The 23,729-nt window shown below is 25.1% G+C and carries 21 protein-coding genes and 1 tRNA gene; 14 read left to right on the forward strand and 8 right to left on the reverse strand.

Features of this window, described 5'->3' with window-relative positions:
- Positions 1-149 precede the first annotated feature (149 nt).
- The 5 genes from ACJA29_RS00110 (at position 150) to ACJA29_RS00130 (ending at position 5,374) form a co-directional block, all read left to right on the forward strand.
- Entirely contained in the window at positions 150-1,370 is a 1,221-nt protein-coding gene (locus tag ACJA29_RS00110) for an arginine deiminase family protein (RefSeq protein ID WP_406602606.1), read from the forward strand.
- Positions 1,371-1,400: 30 nt separating this feature from the next.
- Positions 1,401-2,429, forward strand: a complete 1,029-nt coding sequence (gene argF / locus ACJA29_RS00115) for an ornithine carbamoyltransferase (RefSeq protein ID WP_406602607.1) — start codon at positions 1,401-1,403, stop codon at positions 2,427-2,429.
- Positions 2,430-2,432: 3 nt separating this feature from the next.
- Complete coding sequence (gene arcC / locus ACJA29_RS00120; RefSeq protein WP_406602608.1) at positions 2,433-3,362, forward strand: carbamate kinase; 930 nt, start codon at positions 2,433-2,435, stop codon at positions 3,360-3,362.
- 54 nt (positions 3,363-3,416) lie between these two features.
- Positions 3,417-5,060: an APC family permease gene (locus tag ACJA29_RS00125; protein ID WP_406602609.1), complete on the forward strand. Its 1,644-nt coding sequence runs from the start codon at positions 3,417-3,419 to the stop codon at positions 5,058-5,060.
- A 119-nt stretch (positions 5,061-5,179) separates the two neighbouring features.
- On the forward strand, positions 5,180-5,374 hold the full coding sequence (locus ACJA29_RS00130) for a hypothetical protein (RefSeq protein WP_406602610.1): 195 nt from the start codon (positions 5,180-5,182) through the stop codon (positions 5,372-5,374).
- A gap of 263 nt (positions 5,375-5,637) precedes the next feature.
- Here the strand turns inward: ACJA29_RS00130 and ACJA29_RS00135 are convergent, their stop codons facing one another.
- Positions 5,638-5,943, reverse strand: a complete 306-nt coding sequence (locus ACJA29_RS00135) for a hypothetical protein (protein WP_406602611.1) — start codon at positions 5,941-5,943, stop codon at positions 5,638-5,640.
- 69 nt (positions 5,944-6,012) lie between these two features.
- Here ACJA29_RS00135 and ACJA29_RS00140 point away from each other — a divergent pair.
- Positions 6,013-6,087: transfer RNA gene (locus ACJA29_RS00140), tRNA-Thr, on the forward strand.
- A 22-nt stretch (positions 6,088-6,109) separates the two neighbouring features.
- On the opposite strand, the gene ACJA29_RS00145 is transcribed toward ACJA29_RS00140, so the two are convergent.
- From ACJA29_RS00145 to hprK, 5 genes are read right to left on the reverse strand one after another with little or no spacing between them, the layout of a single operon-like run.
- Positions 6,110-7,033: a phosphatidate cytidylyltransferase gene (locus tag ACJA29_RS00145; protein WP_406602612.1), complete on the reverse strand. Its 924-nt coding sequence runs from the start codon at positions 7,031-7,033 to the stop codon at positions 6,110-6,112.
- Positions 7,034-7,039: 6 nt separating this feature from the next.
- Complete coding sequence (frr, locus tag ACJA29_RS00150) at positions 7,040-7,591, reverse strand: ribosome recycling factor (protein WP_406602613.1); 552 nt, start codon at positions 7,589-7,591, stop codon at positions 7,040-7,042.
- Between the two features lie 4 nt (positions 7,592-7,595).
- Positions 7,596-8,315, reverse strand: a complete 720-nt coding sequence (pyrH, locus tag ACJA29_RS00155; RefSeq protein ID WP_406602614.1) for a UMP kinase — start codon at positions 8,313-8,315, stop codon at positions 7,596-7,598.
- A gap of 51 nt (positions 8,316-8,366) precedes the next feature.
- On the reverse strand, positions 8,367-9,269 hold the full coding sequence (lgt, locus tag ACJA29_RS00160) for a prolipoprotein diacylglyceryl transferase (protein ID WP_406602615.1): 903 nt from the start codon (positions 9,267-9,269) through the stop codon (positions 8,367-8,369).
- The gene (gene hprK, locus ACJA29_RS00165) at positions 9,259-10,209 is read right to left on the reverse strand and encodes an HPr(Ser) kinase/phosphatase (RefSeq protein WP_406602616.1); all 951 of its coding nucleotides are present in this window, start codon (positions 10,207-10,209) and stop codon (positions 9,259-9,261) included. The genes lgt and hprK overlap by 11 nt, the downstream gene beginning before the upstream one ends.
- Positions 10,210-10,268: 59 nt before the next feature.
- Here hprK and ACJA29_RS00170 point away from each other — a divergent pair, with 59 nt between their 5' ends.
- On the forward strand, positions 10,269-11,039 hold the full coding sequence (locus ACJA29_RS00170; protein ID WP_406602617.1) for a tRNA1(Val) (adenine(37)-N6)-methyltransferase: 771 nt from the start codon (positions 10,269-10,271) through the stop codon (positions 11,037-11,039).
- On the opposite strand, the gene ACJA29_RS00175 is transcribed toward ACJA29_RS00170, so the two are convergent.
- Positions 11,031-12,683 carry an APC family permease gene (locus tag ACJA29_RS00175; RefSeq protein WP_406602618.1) on the reverse strand — a complete coding sequence of 551 codons (1,653 nt, stop codon included), beginning with the start codon at positions 12,681-12,683 and terminating at the stop codon, positions 11,031-11,033. The two genes, ACJA29_RS00170 and ACJA29_RS00175, sit on opposite strands and share 9 nt — an antisense overlap.
- A gap of 160 nt (positions 12,684-12,843) precedes the next feature.
- On the opposite strand from ACJA29_RS00175, the gene lysS reads away from it, so the two are divergent.
- The 6 genes from lysS (at position 12,844) to dnaB (ending at position 20,706) form a co-directional block, all read left to right on the forward strand.
- Positions 12,844-14,307, forward strand: coding sequence for a lysine--tRNA ligase (gene lysS, locus ACJA29_RS00180; protein WP_406602619.1), 1,464 nt, complete (start codon positions 12,844-12,846; stop codon positions 14,305-14,307).
- Between the two features lie 18 nt (positions 14,308-14,325).
- The gene (locus tag ACJA29_RS00185; RefSeq protein ID WP_406602620.1) at positions 14,326-15,144 is read left to right on the forward strand and encodes a Cof-type HAD-IIB family hydrolase; all 819 of its coding nucleotides are present in this window, start codon (positions 14,326-14,328) and stop codon (positions 15,142-15,144) included.
- 11 nt (positions 15,145-15,155) lie between these two features.
- Positions 15,156-16,682: a phospho-sugar mutase gene (locus ACJA29_RS00190; protein WP_406602621.1), complete on the forward strand. Its 1,527-nt coding sequence runs from the start codon at positions 15,156-15,158 to the stop codon at positions 16,680-16,682.
- A gap of 241 nt (positions 16,683-16,923) precedes the next feature.
- Entirely contained in the window at positions 16,924-18,930 is a 2,007-nt protein-coding gene (locus ACJA29_RS00195; protein ID WP_406602622.1) for a DHH family phosphoesterase, read from the forward strand.
- Between the two features lie 2 nt (positions 18,931-18,932).
- The gene (gene rplI / locus ACJA29_RS00200; RefSeq protein ID WP_406602623.1) at positions 18,933-19,376 is read left to right on the forward strand and encodes a 50S ribosomal protein L9; all 444 of its coding nucleotides are present in this window, start codon (positions 18,933-18,935) and stop codon (positions 19,374-19,376) included.
- The gene (gene dnaB / locus ACJA29_RS00205; RefSeq protein WP_406602624.1) at positions 19,366-20,706 is read left to right on the forward strand and encodes a replicative DNA helicase; all 1,341 of its coding nucleotides are present in this window, start codon (positions 19,366-19,368) and stop codon (positions 20,704-20,706) included. The genes rplI and dnaB overlap by 11 nt, the downstream gene beginning before the upstream one ends.
- Positions 20,707-20,720: 14 nt before the next feature.
- Here dnaB and ACJA29_RS00210 read toward each other — a convergent pair whose 3' ends face one another.
- Positions 20,721-22,205, reverse strand: a complete 1,485-nt coding sequence (locus ACJA29_RS00210) for a phospholipase D-like domain-containing protein (protein ID WP_406602625.1) — start codon at positions 22,203-22,205, stop codon at positions 20,721-20,723.
- Positions 22,206-22,272: 67 nt separating this feature from the next.
- On the opposite strand from ACJA29_RS00210, the gene proS reads away from it, so the two are divergent.
- On the forward strand, positions 22,273-23,709 hold the full coding sequence (gene proS / locus ACJA29_RS00215; protein ID WP_406602626.1) for a proline--tRNA ligase: 1,437 nt from the start codon (positions 22,273-22,275) through the stop codon (positions 23,707-23,709).
- The last annotated feature ends 20 nt before the right edge of the window (positions 23,710-23,729 follow it).

Consider the following 23,729-nt stretch of genomic DNA (forward strand, 5'->3'; position numbering starts at 1 on the left):
ATGTATTTATCTTAAATTTAAATTTTAATTTTTTATTTATCTTAATATTATAGTTTTTAGATTAACTTTTGTTTTTAGCATTAATTACATAATCAAAATAAGATTATTTGAGAATGTACACAAACTGAAAAAAAAGAGGTATTTTTCTTATGAGAAATAATATTAATAATTATAGTGAAATTGGAGCTTTAAAAGAAGTTCTAGTCCATACACCAGGAGATGAAATCCGGAGAATATCTCCGGAAAGATTGGATGAGTTGCTTTTTTCAGCTGTTTTAGAACCTGATGAAGCAATAAAAGAACATAAAGCTTTTTGTAAAATACTTGAAGATTCAGGGGTTAAAGTCATTCAATTATCAGACTTAGCTGCTGAAACTTATGATCAATTAGATGATAAAACCAAAGATCAATTTATTGAGGAATGGTTAGACCAATCTGAACCAAAATTAAATAAAGAACTAAGAGAAAAAGTGAAAAAATTTATTGTTTCTTCTAAAAATTCTAAAGAAATGATTAGAAGAATGATGTCAGGAGTTCTTGCTGAAGAAATAGGGATAAAACAAGAAAAAGCATTAGTTGTAGACCCTATGCCTAATTTATATTTCACAAGGGATCCATTTGCTTCAATAGGTAACGGTATTTCATTAAATTCAATGAAATATGCTACAAGAAGAAGAGAAGTAATTTTTTCTAAATTAATTTTTTCTCATCATCCTAAATATAAAAATACACCACGCTTCTTTGATTCCAGCGATTCAAACAAATCGCAAGGAACAATAGAAGGTGGTGATATTTTTATTTATAATGAAAAAACTTTAGTAATTGGTAATAGCGAAAGAACAAATCATGAAGCTATATTATCAATTGCAAAAAACATTAAAAATGATCCGGAATGTAAATTTGAAAAAATTATTGCAATTAATGTGCCACCAATGCCAAATTTAATGCATTTAGATACATGATTAACAATGTTAGATCATAATAAATTTTTATATTCACCTAATATGTTATCAGTATTAAAATTCTGAGAATTAGATTTAACTAAAAATGATTTAAAAATGGTTGAAAAAAATTCATCATTAAAAGATATGTTGAAATCAATAATAGGCGAAGAACCAATATTAATACCTATTGCAGGAAAAAATGCAAATGAAATTGACATTAATATTGAAACTCATTTTGATGGAACAAACTATTTAGTTATTACACCAGGAGTTGTTGTTGGTTATGACAGAAATGTCAAAACTGCCAAAGCTTTAACAGAAGCAGGAATTAAAGTTTTAACTTTTGAAGGTAACCAATTATCATTAGGTATGGGATCTGCAAGATGTATGTCTATGCCTTTATATAGAGAAAATTTAAAAAAATAAAAAATAAATAAAAGTAAAAGGAAGTGTATTATGCCAGTTAATTTAAGAGGAAGAAGTTTAGATTCATTATTAAATTTCACAACAGATGAAGTAAATTATTTAATTAATTTATCTTTAGATTTAAAAAAATCAAAATATCAAGGTTTGCAACCAGCATTTAGACCTTTAGTAGGAAAAAATATTGCTATTTTATTCCAAAAAGATTCTACAAGAACTAGATGTTCATTTGAAGTTGCAGCATCAGATTTAGGTGCTGGAGTTACATATTTAGGACCTTCAGGATCAAACTTTGGTAAAAAAGAATCTATCGAAGATACAGCCAAAGTTTTAGGAAGATTCTATGATGGAATTGAATTTAGAGGATTTGCTCAATCAGATGTTGATGCATTAGTAAAATATTCAGGTGTACCAGTATGAAATGGTTTAACTGATGCAGAACATCCAACACAAATAATTGCCGATTACATGACAATGAAAGAAAAATTAGGTGATTTAAAAGGTAAAAAAGTTGTGTTTGTTGGTGATTACAAAAACAACATGGGATATTCAGTAATGATTGGAGCAGCATTTACAGGAATGAATGTTGTTCTATGTGGTCCTAAAAAATATAAAGATCAAATGGATAAAAAAGTTATTGACAAATGTCAAAAATTATTTAAAGAAAATGGTGGATCATTGGAATTTAGTGATGACAAAATTAAAGCTGCCAAAAACGCTGATGTTATTTATACAGATGTTTGAGTGTCATTGGGAGAACCATTTGAATTATTTGACCAAAGAATTGGAGAATTAAAAGATTTCCAAGTTGATATGAAAATGATGAAAGCTGCTAAAGAATCAGTAATATTTATGCACTGTTTACCAGCTTTTCATGATGACCACACTTCTTTCTCGAAAGAAGTTGCTCAAACATTAGGTAAAAAATATCCAATTGTTAAAAATGGTGAAATTGAAGTAACAGATGAAGTGTTCCAATCATTATATAATAAAGCATTTGATCAAGCTGAAAATAGAATGCATTCTATTAAAGCAATTATTTTAGCAACAATAGGATACTAATTTATGTCAAGAATTGTTATTGCTTTAGGTGGAAATGCTTTAGGAAATAATCCTGAAGAACAAAAAGAATTAGTAAAAATTCCAGCTAAAAAAATTGTTTCATTATTAAAATTAGGTCATGATGTTATCATTGGTCATGGTAATGGACCACAAGTAGGAATGATTTTTAATGCTTTTGCAGATGCTAAAAAATCTAATGATAAAACACCTTTAATTCCTTTTGCAGAAGCTGGTGGTATGAGTCAAGGATACATTGGATACCACATGTTAACTGCAATAGCAAATGAATTGAAAAAAGAAAAAATTCATAAAGATGTTGTTTATTTATTAACAGATACTATTGTAGATCCTAATGATAAAGCATTTAAAAATCCAACAAAACCTGTAGGACCATTTTATGCTTCAAAAGAAGAAGCAATAAAAAATAATCCTAATTCAACAATAGTTGAAGATTCAGGTAGAGGATATAGAAAAGTTGTTCCTTCACCAAAACCTATTGACTTTATTGGAATTAACGCCATTAAAGAAAATGTAGATAGAGGTACTATTGTAATTACTGGCGGGGGTGGTGGAATACCTATTATAGAAAAAAATAATGCATATGAAGGTGTAGATGGTGTTATCGATAAAGATTTTGCATTAGCTAAAATTGCTTCTTTAGTAAATGCTGATACTTTAATCATTTTAACAGCTGTTGATCATGTGTATGTAAACTATGGTAAACCAGATCAAAAGGCATTAGTAACTACAAATTTAAAAGAATTAGAACAATATATTAAAGAAAATCAATTTGCACCAGGATCAATGTTACCAAAAATTCAAGCTGCAATTAACTTTGTTTCTTCAGGAAAAAATAAATCTGCAATTATTGCTGATTTAACAAAAGTTGAAGATGCACTTGAAGGTAAAAGTGGTACAAAAATTGTAGCTTAACGTTATAAAAATATATTATAAAATTATATTGTTATATTATTTAAGGAAAAAATTATGGCAAAAAAAGAAAAAAAAGAGGGAATATCTCAAGCATCAAAAAGTAAAAAGATCTCTTTTTTCTCAGCTATTTTAGTTGTGATGGGATCATCAATTGGTGCTGGTATATTTTTTAAATCAAAAAGTGTACTAGATAATTCTCAAAATTCATTAATATTAGCAATCTTTTGTTGAATCATAGCAGCTTTTTCAGTTATTGCTATGGCTTTAGCATTGATTGAAATTTCATCTGCACGTAATGATAACTTATCAGTACTTGGATGAACAAAAGTATTTAATAGTCGAACAACTTTTAAAGCTTCTAAAAACTTTATGTTTTATATTTATTTACCATTAACTTACTTTTTCATGCCATTGTATGTAATTATGTCGTTACAGGATGGTATTGGAGCTTTAGTTAATGCAGATATGTCTGCATATAATTTTGGAACTCCTGTTGATTGATTAATTTGAACAATTATTTCAATTGCAATATCTGTTTATTTTATTTATGTTTCAGGAATTAGTTCTAAAGTAGGAAATATTCAAAACAAAATAGTTACTTATATTAAATTCTTACCTTTAGCATTTGTTGCTATTATGGGATTTGTATTAGTAGGTATGAAAGCTGGTGGATGAAATGAAGTTTCTATTGGTGTGCAAAAACCAACAGCTGATCTAGCAGCTGGAGGAAGCTTAAGTTCATTTGCTCCAGGTTTAGGAATGTTTTTAGCAATTAGTGCAATCTTCTTTGCTTATGATGGTTTCTATGTAGCTGCAGGAATTCAATCAGAAATGGAAGAACCTAAAAAAACACCGATGGCTATTTTATTAGGATTAGTATTTACAACAGTTATCTACTTAATCATTGCAATATCAATGTCAATTAATGGTGGTTCATTTTCAAACATGTTAATTTATATGATCGATGTTATGCAAGATACTGGAAGAATATTATTTGGAATTATAAACATTATGATAGCAATTGGTGTGTTAGGAATTATTAATGGTTTCGCAATGTGAGCACCAAGATTTACAGAAGATTTAATTAAAGAAGGAGAATTACCTTTTTCAATTAAATATAAAGATAAATTAAATGAAAATAAACCTAAAATAGGTATCATGTATTCATTTGTTATTACAATACCAATAGTTATTGTCTTTACATTAATTGGTGCTTTAGCTTATATTGATAACTATGGTACATCATACGGATCAGGAATGGGAAAATTATATACATTTGCTGATTTAATGGGAACATGAACTGCTTTATTTACATTTGGATTTATTACAGCAGCAATCTATGGAGGAATTAAAAATAGAAAAACTAAAAAAGTTCAAACAGATCAAAAATCTTATTTTGTTCCAATGGCAATCGTTGCTGTAATTATTGTTGGATTAGCTTTAACAGTTACAATATTAATTCCAATTCTTGATTTATTATTAATTGCTCAATTAGATCAAGCTGCAGTAGAAGCTCCTGAAGTTGAAGGTGTATTTGTGGATATTATTGTAAGTAGAGTCATGTTAGTTATAACATTAATTATCTTTATTGCTTTATCATATGGAACAACATTAATTGAAGATCGAATTAATATTAAAAAATTTGGTTCAATTGAAAAATATGAAGCATGACAAAAACAAAACTTTATTGTTAGTTAATTTGTAAATTACATTAAAAATACAAAACTCTAGATCATTACGATTTAGAGTTTTTTTATTTAAGTGAAATAATTATGTAATTATAAATATATGGAAAGCTTCTAATATAGAAGGTCTATATGAAAAGAAAAACTTATCTAATTTTAATATTATCAACATCAACATTACTATTAACTCCATTAGTATTTAATAGTTTTAGAAGTAATAATCAAATTGAAGATACAACATCAAATGCAATTTTAGAATTAACTATGAATTCTTTTGCTCTTCGTGATTCTTCGTTAAATGTAAATCATGAAAGCATTAATGAATAATGAATCAAAAATAAAATAACAGAAAACAAAGATATTATTTTTTCAGTTAAGGATAATTCATTAAGAGCAAGTTTAATAGATAGCATATTTGATCCTATTCTATAATTTTGTGTTAAAAAGAAAATATTCAACATCTCTTGGAGATGCTATATTAGCTCAAACTATATTTAAAAAATAATTAATAAAAAATTAGTTTTAGAAAATAAAATGTGCTTTTTAGCACATTAATTTTTATTAGATTTTTTGATTTCTTTTCTTTTTTTTTAAAATTGTTTAAAAGAAATTATTTTATTTTTTCATAACTTTTTAAAAATACATAATCAATCTTTTTTAGTGATTGATTCTTCATCTTTTGCATCCGCTGTAACAATAATATTTGTATTTTGATCATTATCTTGAAATTCCTTAGTATTCATTTCGGGTTGATAGAAAGGATTAGGATGTCTTTTCATATATTCAAAAGTTTTAGTAGTTATTTCTATATTTTTAATATTTTCTACATTTTTAGTTTTATTATCTACAATTTTAATTGAAAGAGTTATTGTCTTTTTTGCCTTTTTTTGTTCCATAATACAATATATTTTAATAATTTAACTTTATTTTTTGCAAAATATTTATAATTATAAACATAATTCAATGCCGTTTTAGCTCAGTGGCAGAGCACTTCCATGGTAAGGAAGGGGTCGCAAGTTCAATTCTTGTAAACGGCACCATATATCTTGTAAAAGATTCCATTTACACAAAAATAAATATTGTTAAATAAACAAAACAAACTAATGAAACAGAATCTATACGATCTAAAATTCCTCCATGACCTGGAATTATATTTGAAAAGTCTTTAATTTTAACAAATCTTTTAATTCAAGAAAATGATAAATCTCCAATAATAGCAACAATAGGAAGTGTAAGAGGGACTACAATTAATAAAATATTTCTATCCACATGTTCTAATCCTCTAAAATCTGCAAAATAAAAAATTAAAAACAAAATTAATCATGTCATTATATATCCCGAAATTGCTCCTTCAATTGTTTTGTTAGGAGAAATTCTTGGTGCTAGTTTTCTAGAAAATATTTTATTACCAAATAATAAACCACCAAAATATGCAAAAGTATCACAAATAATTGGACCTATAAATAAGATTAAAATAAAAATTGGTGAGTCACCATTAACAATTAAAATTGATTTTCCTGTAATTGTGAAAACAATAACAACAATATAAGAAATAAAGTAATATCAAACATTTTTGATGCCTAAATTATTTTTGTTAAATAAAAAAGGAATAAGAACAAGAATAGCTTGTGCTAAAAATCCTAAACCTGGAATACCAAACAATTGGTATTCATATTGCTTTCTTATGATGTTTATAGCAGAATTCGAATTTAAAAATCATCCATGGGTATCATCTCAAGGGCTAAAAAAAGAAATTAGAGATAAGAGAGCAAAATAATAACGAGTTCATTTAGGCAAGGGAAGAATTTTGGCATATTCATATAAAGCATATGAAATTAATGATAAATAAAGAATAAATCCAATAATTTTTGCTGAAAGTTTATCATCTAATCAACCAATTAGAGATCAACAAGTTATTGCAATTAATGCAATAATAAGAGCATATAAAATTTTTATTAATATTGGATTTTTCTTAATATTGTTCATAGTTATTTACATTTTCATTAATTGATCTTCTTTGTTTTTTATTGATAAATCAATTTTATTATTATATTGATCTACAATTTTTTGAATTTCATTTTGATATTGCTTTTCCATATCTTCAGTAAGTTCTTTATCATTTTTTATTTTCTTTAAAATATTTTGACGATTATTTCTAATTTTTATTTTTCCTTGTTCTTTATAAGAAGATAAATTTTTAATGGCTTCTTTTCTTTTGTCAGTTGTTAATTGTGGGAAAATAATTCTTAATTTATCTCCTTCATCCTGAACTGTAATCGAATAATTCTGTTTTAAAATAACATTATAAATATCCTTATTAAGTGATTTATCAAAAGGTTTGATAATTAATTGTTGAGCTTCAGGGTGAGTTATAGAAGAAATGTCACCAATTGGTGTTGGTGTATCATAATACATTACTTTTAAAACTGAAAATAATTGAGGGTTAGCTGTACCTAAATTTATTCTAGATAAAGATTTTTCTAATTGTTCTATAGCTTCTTCACAACTTAACACAAATTCTTCTTTATAAACATTAAATTCCATATATTTAGCTTTTAACTATTGTAAATTTACCATTTTTCTTAATTGCATTTACAATAGAATTTTCTCCTCCTACATTAAATACTAATAATTTAATATTATTATCTTTTGCCATTGCAACAGCGGTAGAATCCATAACTTGTAATTTTCTTTTTAGAATTTCATCATAACCGATTTCTCCAAAATGGACAGCATTTGGATTGATTTTTGGGTCTGAATCATAGATACCATCAACTCCATTTTTACCTAATAATAACACTTCAGCTTTAATTTCTGATGCCAATAAAGTAGCTGCTGTATCTGTTGTGAAATAAGGTCTTCCAATTCCACCAGCCATAATTACTATTTCACCATTTTCCAAGTATTTATTAGCATTTTCTAAATTAAATGGTTCTGCAATTTTTTGATCAATATTTACAGAACACATCACTTTAGCTTTTAGGCCACATGAATTTTCAAATATTGATTCTAAAGCTAAAGCATTCATAATTGTTGCAATCATTCCTATGTAATCAGCTTTAGATCTAGGAATCCCGTTTTTTTCAGCAGAAGCACCTCTTCATAAATTACCCCCACCAACAACAATTGCTATTTGAATTTTTTGCTTAACAATTTCTTTTAATTGCTCTGCAAGTTTAACAACAAGGTCATAATCAATAGATAGTTTTTTTTCTCTATTTGCTAATCATTCTCCTGAAAGTTTTAATAATATTCTTTTATATTCCATTTAATTAAACCACCTATATTTATAAATAATTATAACTTTTTAAGTTAAATATTATCCATTAATTCATTTTAAACTTGTATTAGCACTAACAATTTGCACTTTTGTATTGAAGTAATAGTATGAATGTTTTTTGTAACGTATTTTTTGATATATTTTTTTTCCAGTTATTTCAAAATATAACAATAATAAAGAACCAATTACAAATGAAGCTATAGCCAACATTAAATATCACATTTCAAAATCTGCTGGATCTCTAAATGGTTCTAAAATTGTTCTAATTAATCCATATCAAATTAAATATAATGCTCCTGTTGATCCTGGTCTTAAAAGATTGAATTGTAGAATTCCTCATACAAGTATTAAATAACCAATTATTGAAGTACATGATTCAATTAAGAAAAGAGGAATTCTAAAGCTTCCATCAATATACATATTGAATGCTATTCCTTCTCCTAATCATTTAATAGAATCAAAACTGCATATTCCACCATACAATTCATGGTTTGCAAAATTTCCTCATCTACCAATAGCTTGACCTAATAAAACATTAGGTAAAATGATTCCAAAAGCTTTTCTAATATCTATTACTGTTCTTTTTTTTCTTAGATAAATCAGATCACAAATTGTTGGTAATAGCACTCCTCCTTGGATTGATAGTCCACCTTCTCATATTGCTCATCACCTATCTAAAGATCCATTGTTTTTATTGCTAATAGCAACTTCTATAATTCAGAATAATCTGGCCCCTATCAAAGCAGAAGGGATAGTAATAATGATTAGAATTAATAAAATATCTACTGAAAACCTATTTTTTTTTCAAAAGTATAAAATTGAAAAAATAGATGCTATTATTCCTAATAACATAGTAAATGTATAAACTCTAAAATCACCAAATAATGTTAATGGACTTCCACCAGGAGTTATCAAAGGCAAATTAGGAGCACTATTGTTCATTTTTAATCCTTTCTTGTATTTGCTGGAATGCATCTACACCATCTTTTTTAGATATATATAAAGATGTTGCAACTTCTATTAAAGATGCAGTGTTTCTTCCCAATTTAATTGGAATTAAAATCTTTTTAATTTTACCATTTAATACATTATAAAAGTAATTTTCATTACCTAAACGATCAAAATTAGTATTTTCATCTTTTTTCAATTCAATGACTAAATCAATATTTGTTTTATCTTTAACTGATTTTTCACCATAAATTGATTTAATGTTAATTAAACCTAAACCTCGAGCTTCTAGTATATTTTTAGTAATTTCAGGCGATACACCTATGAAACTATTTCCTATTCTTTTAATAATTACAGAATCATCAGAAACAAACATATGACCTCTTTGAATTAGTTCTAAAACAGCTTCTGATTTACCAACACCACTATCTCCAATTATTAAAACACCTACTCCATTAATAATAACTAATGATCCGTGAACAAAATCTTCAGGAGCAAAATTTTCTGCAATATAAATTCCAACAGTTGTAGTAATAAATGATAATTTAGTATCTACAAAAACCACAGGAGTTTCTGTGTTGTTTGCATGTTTTAAAATTAATTTTTTATTATTTTCACTTACACCACTAGAACAAATTATTAAAGGTGGTAGGTATTCAAAAATTTTTTTTAAATTATTTTCCAATTCTTCTCTAGGTATAGTATTCATTAATGTTGATTCTTTTGTACCAAAACCAATAATATTTTTATCAATATCATCATGTTCAAAATGACCTATAATTTCTAATCCAACACGATTAATAGAAGGTCTTTTAATTTCTCTTCATTTTTGAATTTGTTCTTTATTGAAAACGTCTAATTCATTATCTAAGCATAATTTATGGACATTAATAAATTGAGAAATATTAATTGATTTTGATTTCTTTTGAGCCATAGCTTATATTTTAATATAAAAGCATATTCATTTAATGTCTTTTTGAATATAATGAAAGTATGAAAATTAAAAAATCATGAGTTAAAAATTCATTGGGTTATGATAATGATTTATTTATTTATCAAGACAAAAATATGTTTAACTATTCTGTAGATACTATTTTGTTAGCTAATTTAGCAACATTAAGTAAAAAAACAAAAGATGTTTTAGAAATTGGTGTAAATAATGCAGCATTATCCATTTTTTTATCTCAAAGATCAGACCTTCTTCACATAGATGCAATTGAGATCCAAAAAGAGGCATGTGATTTAGCTAATTTTAATATCAATATGAATCATTTAGAAAAAAGAATTAATGTTATTAATGATGATTTTAATGAATGATGAAAAAAACATACAAAAAATGTAGGAAAAAAATATGACCTAATAGTATGCAATCCGCCTTTTTATCGCAAAGAAACCAAAATTAAAAAAAATATTTCTGATGCTATGTTAAAAGCAACTCATGAAATCACTTTAAATTTAGAAGATATTATTAAAGGTAGTTCTAAAATTATTGAACAAAAAGGATTTTTAGCTTTAATTATTCCTCCTGAAAGATTGGTAGATTGTTTTGTTTTGTTAAAAAAATATTCATTTGAACCAAAAAGAGTAATTATGATCCATCCAAGACAATATCAAAAAGCAATTTTAACATTTGTTGAAGCAAGATTTCAAACAGGTTGAGGAGTACATTTTGAACCTAATATTTATTTACATCCTAATGATCCATCTAAACATGAATATTTAGAAGAAGTTGTAAAACTATATCAACCTCAAAAATTAAAATAGATTAAAATTTTGTTTTTGTCATTCTTCGTATTTTTCAATTGAACCAAATTTTTTTATGTGATATTTGTTTTCAAAAAATATCAATCCATATGAAAAGAAAATATATAACAATAAGCAAACAAAAACACTAATTCTACTTATAATGATTTCACTATAGTTGCCACCATTAGCTTTCACTGCACTTTGATCTACTTGGGCAATTAATAATAAATCAAGAATTGGAATTATGATTGTCACTATTAAAGCTATACTAACAATAATTACAGCACAAATTGCCATTGGAATAAAATATGATTTTTGATCAGTTTTTACTTTTTTAGTTTTTCTATTTTTAATTCCACCACAGATTGCTGCTGTAATAAAACCAAAAGCAAATAAAGCAGTTCATGTACTCATTAAATCAGCAAATGTAAATAATCTACCCATTCCTACCCCATATGATGCTCCATAATTGTCAATATAACCTAATGCTCCAATTAATACAAAAATAAAATAAAAAAATGTTCCAATAACATAAAAATAAAAAGTACCAATTTTTGGTTTGTGTTCATTTAATTTATCTTTATATTTAATTGAAAAAGGTAATTCACCTTCTTTAATTAAATCTTCTGTAAATCTTGAAGTTCACATTGCATAACCATTAATGATTCCTAACACACCAATTGCTATCATAATGTTTATAATTCCAAATAATATTCTTCCAGTATCTTGCATAACATCGATCATATAAATTAACATGTTTGAAAATGAACCACCATTAATTGACATTGATATTGCAATGATTAAATAAATAATTGTTGTAACTACCAATCCTAATAAAATAGCCATAGGTGTTTTTTTAGGTTCTTGCATTTCTGATTGAATTCCTGCAGCTACATAGAAACCATCATAAGCAAAGAAGATAGCACTAATTGCTAAAAACATTCCTAAACCTGGAAAAAATGAACTTAAGCTTCCTCCAGCTGCTAGATCAGCTGTTGGTTTTTGTACACCAATAGAAACATTATTTCATCCACCAGCATTCATACCTACTAATACAAATCCCATAATAGCAACAAATGCTAAAGGCAAGAATTTAATATAAGTAACTATTTTGTTTTGAATATTTCCTACTTTAGAACTAATTTCTGCAAAAAAGAAAAAATAAGTAAAAATTAAAAAACCAATAATAGATCAAATAAATCAATCACAATTAGTGTTAAAAGTAAATGGAATAACACTTTTATTTTCGATAATACTTTCATTGTTATGTATTAAAGCACCGATACCATCTTGCAAACTATTAATAAAATATAATGGCATATAAAAAAAAGTTAATGGTAAATAAATATAAAACATAAAGTTTTTAGAAGCTTTAAAAGTTGTTCTACCATTAAATACTTTTGTTCATCCGAGTAATGATAAGTTATCATTACGGGCAGATGAAATTTCAATCAATGCTAAAGCCATAGCAATAACCGAAAAAGCTGCTATGATTCAACAAAAGATTGCTAATATTAATGAATTTTGAGAATTATCTAGTACACTTTTTGATTTAAAAAATATACCAGCACCAATTGATGAACCCATCACAACTAAAATTGCTGAGAAAAAATTAATATTTCTTTTGTTATTTATATCTTGTTTTTTTTGATCTTTTTTCATAAATTAATATTTGTATTCTGAATAATTATATAAATAATTAATATTTTTTTAATAGTAATATATATTAAAATATAAATAAAGTAAATAAATTTCAGACAATAATATTCATTAATTTTGAGTTTAAGAGATTAATAAACATTTTAGGGAAGGAATTTTAATAATGAGTAGAACATTTACAGAACAAGAACTTATTAGAAGAAAAAAAGTAGAAGAAAATAATAAGTTAGGAATTAAATCATATTTGAAAAAACAAAAAATATCACATACTATTGAACAAATTAATGAGTTATATTCAAATTTTTCAAAAGAGGATTTAGAAAATAAAAATGTTGAAGTTTCTACTTATGGAAGAATTTTAAGCAAAAGAGGTCCTTTTACTCAAATTAGATTATCTGAAAGCAATATCCAAATTTATATTAATAATAAAATGGACCAAAAACTATTTGATTTTGTTTCTAAATTAGATATTGGAGACATTGTTTGAGTTCAAGGTATTGTTATGAAAACTATGACCAATGAAATAGCAATAAAAGCAAAACAAGTTCTTTTAATGTCTAAATCATTAAAAGTATTGCCTGAAAAATTTCATGGTCTTGCCGACGTGGAAGAAAGATATAGACATCGTTATGTTGATTTAATATGTAATAAAAATGTAAGAGAAACTTTTAGAGCAAGAACCAAGATTATTACAGAATTAAGAAAATTTATGGATGAAAAAGGATATCTAGAAGTAGATACTCCAATTTTACAACCAATTTTAGGTGGAGCAGCAGCGCGTCCTTTTAAAACACACCACAATGCTTTAAATAGTGAATTTTATTTAAGAATAGCAACTGAATTGCCTTTGAAAAAATTAATAGTAGGTGGTTTTGAAAAAGTTTATGAAATAGGAAGAATATTTAGAAATGAAGGAATTGATACAACTCATAATCCTGAATTTACTTCAATTGAATTCTATGAAGCTAATGCAGATTTAGAAGATATGATGAATATTACTGAAGAAGTTATTAGATATATAGCATCTCAATTAAATAAAGAAGAATTAGAATGAAATGGTGCAAAAATAAATTTAAAAAATAAATTTAAAAGAATTAATATGTGTGAAGAAGTGTCAAAACATGTTGGTTTTGATGTAACTAAAGCATCATTTGATGATTTAAAAAAAGAAGTAGAAAAAATTCATAAAAAAATAGAAAAATATTATGATGAAGGTCATTTAATTAATATTTTATTTGAGCATTATGTTGAAGAAACTCTAATTCAGCCAACATTTGTTTATGGTCATCCGTTATCAATTTCACCTCTAGCTGCTAAAAATGATCAAGACCCAAGATATACAGATAGAGCAGAATTATTTATTAATAAAAAAGAATTTGCTAATATGTTTACAGAACTTTCAGATCCTATTGATCAATTAGAAAGATTTGAATCTCAATTAAAAGAAAGAGAAGCAGGAAATGATGAAGCAAATGAAATAGATTGAGATTTTGTTGAAGCATTAGAATATGGAATGCCTCCAGCAGGTGGTTGTGGAATTGGTATTGATCGTTTAATAATGCTTTTAACAGGCAATACTTCTATTAGAGAAATTTTATTGTTTCCTCATTTGAAGACAGAAAAATAGTGCGAGGTGTTTATGAGTATGAACAGAAAGAAAATGTTTGCTTTTGATTTAGATGGAACTTTATTAAATTCTGAAATGGAATTATCAAAAGAAAATATAGAAGCTTTAAAAGAAGCTAGAAAAAAAGGACATGTTTTAGTAATGGCAACAGGAAGAAATTATATTTATTCACAAATGCCAATGAAAGAGCATTGAGGATTATTTGATTATTATATTGGTTGTAATGGTGCTATCATTCATTCAATCCATGAACGTGATGTAATTACTTATAAAGATAATAAAATTCCTTTTGATTTTGTTATGGATATTATTCATGAAGTAAGAAAAATTAGTGGGACTGTACAAGTATCAACTGAATGAAATGTGTTTGTTGGTTACTATTTCACTGATATAGATACAGTTATTCCAACTGCTAATAAAGAAAGATTTTTTGACCCTTTCCAATCTGTTTTTGATATGAAAGAAGAAGATAAAGCATCTATTATTCAAATTTCAGTTCATCTCAAAGAACACAATGTAAAAAAATATTGAGAAAAATGAAACAAAGAATTTGGAGATGTATATGAATTAACAATTACATCTAAACATAATATTGATATTAATTTAAAAGATATTTCTAAATTATCAGCCATGAAAGAAATAGTAAAAATAGAAAATATTCTTTATGATGATGTATTTGTCTTTGGAGATAGTGAAAATGATATTAAAGGTTTAGAATACTTTAATAATACTTATGCTATGGAAAATGCTTTACCCCAAGCAAAACAAGCTGCTAAACATGTTATTGGAAGTAATAATTCAAAAGATATAGCAAAAATTGTTTTAAAAAATATTTAATTGGAGAAAAAATGCCCTTAGAATTTGGTACTGCTGGGATAAGAGGAATTGTAGGAGATACAAGAGAATTTTTGAATGAAGCACATGCTGCTCAAATTTTTGAAGCATATGCAAAATATTTAAATGATAAATTTAAAAATGTACAAAATAAATGTGTTGTTGTAGGTCGTGATAATCGAAAAAAAGGAAAACAATTTTGTATTCTAGCAGCAAACATTTTATCTTCTTATGGCATTAAAATTTTTTATAGCCAAAATATGCTCCCAACTCCTTTTATAAGTTTTTTAATTAAAGAAAAGCAAGCATTAGGTGGGATTAATATTACAGCAAGTCATAATCCTAAAGAATATAATGGAATAAAAATTTATAATAATCATGCTTTTCAAATGCTGCCAAAAGAAATAAAAGAATTAAAATTGTATTTTGATGATTATTCAAAATATGAAAAATACATTAATCAAAATTTAAAATTAAATATTAATTCTAATATTTTAAATATTGAAGAAATAGATTATCAAAAATATATCAATGGATTACATAAACTAATCAATAATAAAGAGATAAATAATTTAAAAATAGCTTATTCTCCATTACATGGAACAGGATATTATTTTGCAAAACAAATTTTTCAGAAAATGAAATTAAATGTAGTTTATGAAAAAAATGAAATTATCGAAGATGAAGAATTTTCATTTGTAGAAAACCCTAATCCTGAATTAGAAGTTGCATACAAAAATACTTTAAAGTTATCACAAGAAGAACAAGCTGATTTGATTTTAATTACAGATCCTGATTCAGATCGATTAGGTATTGCTTATCAAAATGAAGAAAAAGCATATCAGTATATAAATGGAAATGAAAATGCAATTTTAATTACGGATTATTTGTTAAACAACAAAAAATTAGATAATCAATATCAATATTATTTAATTTATTCATTTGTATCTACTTCCTTACCAAGTCAAATGTGTTTAAAAAACAATATTTCATCTTTAATTACAGAAACCGGATTTAAATGAATTGGTGAAAAAATAAGCAATTTTAATCAAAATGAAAAATTATTTTTCGCTTTTGAAGAATCATATGGATCTTTATCGGATGATCATTTGTCTTTAGATAAAGATGCCTTACAAGCTATGACAATAATAATTGCTATTGCAGCAGAAGCGAAAAAAGAAAATTTAAATTTAGGACAAAAATTAGAAAAAATATATCAAAAATATGGTTTTATGGAAGCTAAATCTTTTTCCTTTGCATTAGAAAATCAAAATCAATTAGCACAATTAAAATCGCAATTCAAATCTATTAACTTTGAAAATGCAACACTTCTTGATTATTCACAAGGAATAAACGATATAGAACCTAATGATATGTTATCCTATCAATTTTGCAATTCACTAAATTGAGTTTCCTTAAGACCATCAGGAACAGAGCCTAAATTTAAAATATATATACATGTAGTTGAAAAAACAAAAGAATTAGCTCAAAAAAAATTTAATGAATTATTTATTAAAATAAAAAATTCATTAAAAATATAAAAAATATGCTATCATATATTTAGCTAACTTGAAAAAACAAGTGGGCTTTAAAAGATTAAATATCTTTCTAAAAGCGTCTTTATAAGTTTTGAAAAAAAACTTTATCCAATTGATTATCGTAGTGTGAAAATAATAGTCGCTTATTATTTTAAAAATATATTCAAAAAACAGTTTTTATAAATTGTTTTTTGTTTATTTATATTGCTAAAAAATGAAAATATAATTTAAAATATTAAATTATATGCTTAAAAGAATTAACAATATATTAAAAAGATCCATTTTACCAATGTTAATACTAATATCAGTTATTGCGTGTTTATTAGCAACTGTTATTTTATTGGTATTAAATAATAATTCAGAAATAATTAGTCAAGAAACAATAATTTTATATGTATTATTATCAATCACAATTATTTTAATTTTTTTATTCATGATAATAATAGGTAGACAAATTGGTTCGGGTAATAAAATAGTAAATAAAGGTATTAATTACTATGTTGAGAATTTAGTATCAGAATTATCAATAGGAATTATTATTTTTCAAGCAAATGGTGAAATTTTATGAATTTCTGATTTTATTGAAGAAAGATTTGGAGAAAGAATTATTAATGAAACTCTAAATTATTTTAATAAAGATATTAATTTGTCTAAAAAAATCAGAGATTTTACTTCAATTTATAAAAAAGATGAATATGTTTATCGTTTATCATTTGTTGCTAGAGAAATGGTTTTGGTTGTAAAAGATATTACTCAAGAATTCTCTGCAACTCATTTTTATGAAATTGAAAAACCAGTTATTGGAGAAGTGGAAATAGATAATTATCAATTATTTAGAGCATCATTTTCAGATGATGAAATATTTCATATTCAATCAATTATTAAACAAATTTTTGATAATCTTTCAAAAACATATAATTTATTTTATAGACAATATTCAGATGGTAAGTTTTTAATTATTACTAATAGAGATAATTTAAATAAAATAATTTTGACAAATTTTGAAGCATTTGAAAAATTAAACAATATTATTATTGGAAAAGCAAGATTATCATTATCTATTGGTTTTGGTGTTGATACATCAAATTTTTCTCAACTTATTAGTATGGCAAAAGAAGCATTATATCAATCTCAAACACGTGGAGGAGATCAAATAACTATAATTTCTGCTTTTGAAAAAACTAAGAGATTTGGTTCTAAATCAGAAATTACTGTTGTTAAATCAAGAACCAGAATTAAAAATACTGCAAATAATTTAAAAATAAAATTAAATGATAACAAGATTAAAAATGTGGTTATATATGGTCATAAATTTGCAGATTTAGATGCAATAGGAGCCTCATATGCTTTATATGAAATTGCAAAAAGTTTTGGCAAAAATTGTGTAATTCAAAATGCTACTTTTGATAGTACAGCTCAAAAAGCTTTAAAAAGATACTTAAAGAATCAAGAGAATATTTTTGTTTCTAAGTCCAAAATTAAATCATTAAATAAAGAAGAAACAATTGTAATTATTGTTGATTGTTCTGAAGAAACAAGAGTTGAAAATCCACATGTATTCAATAATGTAAAAAGTGAAAATTTATTTATTTTTGATCACCATCGAGTTTCAAAATTAGATGATGTAGTACATAGTTTAAATACATATATAGAATCAACAGCATCTAGTGCTTCAGAAATTATTACAGAATTAATTCAATTCAATGAATTTCAAAAAAATATTTCTAAATTAGGAGCTCAAATGTTATTAAATGGTATTTTCTTAGATACTAACCAATTTAGAAAATCTACTTCATCAAGAACATTCGCTGCTGTATCATTATTAGAAGACTGAGGAGCAAATATTGATGAAACATTAGAATTAATGAAAATTCCATTTGATATTAGCCAAAAAATTAGTCAAATTGTTTCTAAATCAAAAGAAATTAAACCGGGATATTGATTGTCATATACTGATGAAATAATTCCAATTGATGTTATATCAATAGCAGCAGATGAGATTTTAAAAATAGAAGGAAGAAAAGCGTCATTTGTTGTAGGTCAATTACCTAAAGCATCGCCTTCAGATAATCCAGTTTACAAATTAAGTGCTAGATCAATTGGTGTTAATGTGCAATTAATTGCAGAAGCTGTTGGAGGTGGAGGACATTTTAATGCAGCAGCAGCAATGAGTGATTCTAATGTTAATGAAACATTAGATACATTTGTTGATAACATTATTCAAGCCATAGTTTCATCGAAAGAGGAATAAATATGAAAGTAATTATTATTAAGCAATACCAAAAATATAAAGTAGATGATATTATTGAAGTATCTAATGGATTTGGTACAAATTTTTTAATTAAAAATGGTTATGCTGTTCCTATAAATGATAGTACTAGCAAAGAATTAGAAATTAAAAAAGAAAATCAACAAAAAGAATTGGCGAAACAAGAAAAAGAAGCTCTAGCTTTAAAAGAAAAAATTGAAGAACTAGAATTAGTTTTTTCACTAAAAGTAACTAATGATGTAATTCATGGATCAATAAGTTCTAAGAAAATTAATCAAGAATTAATTGCTAAGGGATTTAAATTAGATAAGCATATCATTCCATCAGTTCATATTAATTCATTAGGGATTACTAAAATTAAATTAAAATTATTTCACAATGTTGAAGCAATTTTAAAAGTTAAAGTTATAGGTGAATATGGAAAATAATCAAAACATTATTGAAATAGAGGAAGCATTATTAGGTTTAATTTTAACCAACAATAAAATAGATGAAAACATTTCCAATGTTTTTGTTTATTTAGATTTTGATTATTTTTCTAATAAACCCAATCAAGAGATGTTTAAAATGTTTAAATATTTTTATGAAAATAACATTAAAGAATTTGATTTAGCTATTATTAATAATTATTTGATAAAAAACTCTTTAACTAAAATAATTAATAATCAATATTTAAATCATTTACTAAATAATGCCGGATATTTACAATCAGTAAATTATTACCAAGATGTTATTAATGAAAATGCAACAAAAAATAGATTAAAGAATGCTTTAGAGTCTTCTTTAAAAGTTGTAAACAATAATCCATCAAATTTAATGATTGAAAAAATTAGAAATGATTTATTTAAATTAGAAGGTAGAAATATTAATTCAGATTTCTTGTTGGCTTCTGAAGTTGCTAAAAAAGTTGTTGATGATGTATTGAGTGGAGAGAAGCTTATTAAAGGACTTAAAACTCGTTTTCATACATTAGATGGAATTACAGCAGGATTGCAAAAAGGAGATTTGATAATTTTAGCGGCTAGACCATCTGTAGGAAAAACAGCTTTTGCTTTAAATATTGCTATGAATGTGATTTTGCAAAATAAGTCAGTAGTCTTTTTTTCTTTAGAAATGCCAGCAGAACAATTAATGCAAAGAATGATTGCATCAATTGCTTCTGTTAATAATTATCATTTTAAAGAACCATCTAGATTAACTAAAGATGAACAATCTCAAATTATTTATGCATATAATCAATTAAAAGATAAAAAATTTTTTATAGATGATTCAGGTTCTATAAGATTAAATGAAATCATATGAAAAACAAAAAGATTAAAAGAAAAAGGAGAATTAGATTTAGTAATTATTGACTATATGCAATTGATCCCATTAGATGCTTATAGTAGTGGAAATAGACAGCAAGAAGTGTCTAAAATCTCTCGATCATTAAAACAATTAGCAAGAGAATTAGAAGTTCCAATTATTGCTCTTTCACAATTAAATCGTCGAGTAGAAGAGAGAGAATCTAAAAGACCAATGATGTCAGATTTAAGAGAATCTGGTTCTATTGAACAAGATGCAGATATTATTGCATTTCTATATCGTGAAGATTATTACAACAAAGATACAAAAGATGATGATGAAGAAGCAAATAAATTTAAGCATCAACATTTAACTGAATTAAATATTGCAAAACATAGAAATGGATCTATAGGTACTATTCAGTTTACTTTTGATTCTGCAATTGGTAAGTTCAAAGAATTTCATAATGAATAATTCAACTAACAAACTTACATTAGAGGGCTAAATAATTTAAAAATAAATTTACTATAAATTTTTCTTATTTTATTGTATTTTTTATATTTTCTTTCTATAGATAATTCTTTATAAAAGTCTGTAATATTATTTAATTGTTTGATAACTGCATCTCCATATAATAAATTAATTCCTTCTTGATTTGAATAAAAAGATCTCATATCTAGATTATTTGTACCAATATAAGCAAAGTTATTATCAAAAGTAGCAAATTTTGCATGTAAAAATGTATTATTTAATGCATAAACTTTCATTCCATAACGAGATAAACTGTTGCTATAAAATATGGAAGCTTTGTAGGTGAATTTTTTATCAGGTTTTCCAGGGATATACATTTCAATTTTTACCCCTCTTTTTAAAGCATTTTTTAATGCTGTGTAAATATTAAAAGTAGGGATAAAATATGGTGTTACTAATTTAATTTCTGTAGTTGAATTGTTAATTCAAAAAACTAGAGATTGTTCTAAAATTTTATCTTTTCTTAATGGGGTTTCATTGAAGGTTAATATTTTACAATTAGCTTTTACTTTTGATTTTTCTTGATATAAATAATTATTTTTATTCAATTTTTGATTTGTAATTTTATATCAGTCAAATAAAAAATAACTTTGATATTCATTAACAATTTTTCCTTTAGCGGAGAAATTCGAATCAGCTCAATACCCATATTTTTTAGAAAATGATCAATATTCATCAGTAATATTTAATCCGCCAAAATGTATTACTTCTCCATCGATAATAAAAAACTTTTGGTGCAATCTTTTGTTGTCTGTGTGTCTAACATAAGGATAAATAGGAACGTTATAAAAACATAAATCAATTCCCATAAATTTTAAATATTTAAATTCATCTATTGGAACTTTTCACGATCCGAATTTATCAAATATAATTTTTACTTCTACTCCTTCTTTAACTTTTTCAAATAATAGTCTTTTTAATTTCTCATATATTTCAGATTCTTTAATAATATACATTTCAATATGAATGTATTTTTTAGCATTTTTTATATCATTCAAAAGATGTTCATAAGCATCATATCCATGTTTAAAAATTTTTAATTCTGTATTATGAAAATTCTTTCTTATTAATTTTTCTTGTCATGAACCAACAAATTCTTTAATATTTTTATTTTTATAATTTTCTATTTTAAATTCTTGAAATTCCTGTTCAAATTTTTCTCAATTTACTCCTACATCTCTTCTAATTCTAAATAACATATAGAAAACTAATCCAACATAAGGAAAGCAAATCATAAAAAATATTCAAGACATTTTTTCTGTACTATGATCATCATTAACTAGAGAAAAAGTAATAAAAACAAAATTGAAAATATATGTAGCAATAAAAAAGATTGTTGCTCATTTTCAAGTTCATCTTCCTAAAACAACAATCAAAATTGATAAAACAAAAATAACTGATAAAACAAAAAAATCAACAAATAATCATTTAAATTTTTTCATAGTTTTTAATATTATAAAATATTTATTTCGTATTGTTTTGTTATTATAATTTGTTAAAATTATATCTATGAAATTAATAAATCAAATTACACCAATTGAAGAAGATTTTGCTAAATGATATGTAGATGTAATAATAAATGGTAATTTAATTGAATACGGTCCTGTTAAAGGGACAATGATTTTTAAACCAAACTCATATGGGATTTGAGAAAATATCACAAAAGTATTTAATGAAATAATTAAAAAAAAGGGAGCGCAAAATGTTTATCTACCTTTATTTATTCCTAAAAGTTTAATAAGTAAAGAAAAAGATCATGTTGAAGGTTTTGCTCCAGAATTGGCGACCATAACTAAAGTTGGAGACAAAAAATTAAATGAAGATATTTATGTTAGACCAACTTCAGAAGTTTTGTTTGCTCAATTATTTAAATCTGAGATCAATTCATATAATGATTTACCTAAAATTTATAATCAATGATCTAATGTTGTTCGTTGAGAAACTACAACTAATCCTTTTTTAAGAAGTACAGAATTTTTATGACAAGAAGGACATACCTCACATAGTAATGCAGAAGAAGCTATTCAATTTACAGAAGATATGATTCAAACATATCAAAAATTCTATAAAAATTATTTAGCTTTAGATGTTATTTGTGGTAAGAAAACTGAAAAAGAAAAATTTGCTGGAGCAGATACAACATGAACTATCGAAGCTATGATGAAGGATGGAAGGGCCTTACAAGCTGCAACATCTCATTATTTAGGTCAAAATTTTTCTAAAATGTTTGATGTATCATTTAAAGATCAATCAAATAAACTAGTTAATGTTTATCAAACATCTTGAGGTTTATCAACAAGATCAATAGGTGCAATTATTATGGGTCATGGAGATAATAGAGGTATTGTAATGCCACCAAGAATTGCTCCAATTAAAGTTATTCTTATTGAAGTTCTTGCTAATAAAAATGAAAAAGTAAAAGAAATATCTAAACAAATTTTGGAATTATTACAAAATAATAATATTTCATCAAAAATAGATAATAGCAATAAATCAGTTGGTTTTAAAGCATCTCAATCAGAAATTGAAGGTATTCCAATTAGAATAGAAATCGGGCCAAAAGAAATTGAAAAAAATGAAGTTCTTGTTATTAGAAGAGATACATTAGAAAAATATCCAGTTCAAATATCAAATATTTTGTTGTTTGTAAATAATTTATTAGAAGAAATACATAACAACTTATATAAAAATTCTCAAAAAAGATTAAAAGAGAATTTGGTTTATTGTAATTCTTATGAAGAATTTAAAAAATTAATAAAACAACAAAAATTTGTGGTAGTACCAATAGTTAAAGATTCATTTAAATGAGAAGAAAAAATTAAGGAAGAAACACTGGCAACATCAAGATGTATTTTAGTATCTAATATATTTAATATCAAAGAAGATAAATGTATTATGACAAATGAAGTTACAAATAATTTTGTACTATTTGCAAAATCATATTAAAATATTTATTAAGAAAGAGT

The sequence above is a fragment of the Metamycoplasma sualvi genome, from assembly GCF_045276925.1.
Classification (GTDB): domain Bacteria; phylum Bacillota_I; class Bacilli_A; order Mycoplasmatales; family Metamycoplasmataceae; genus UBA710.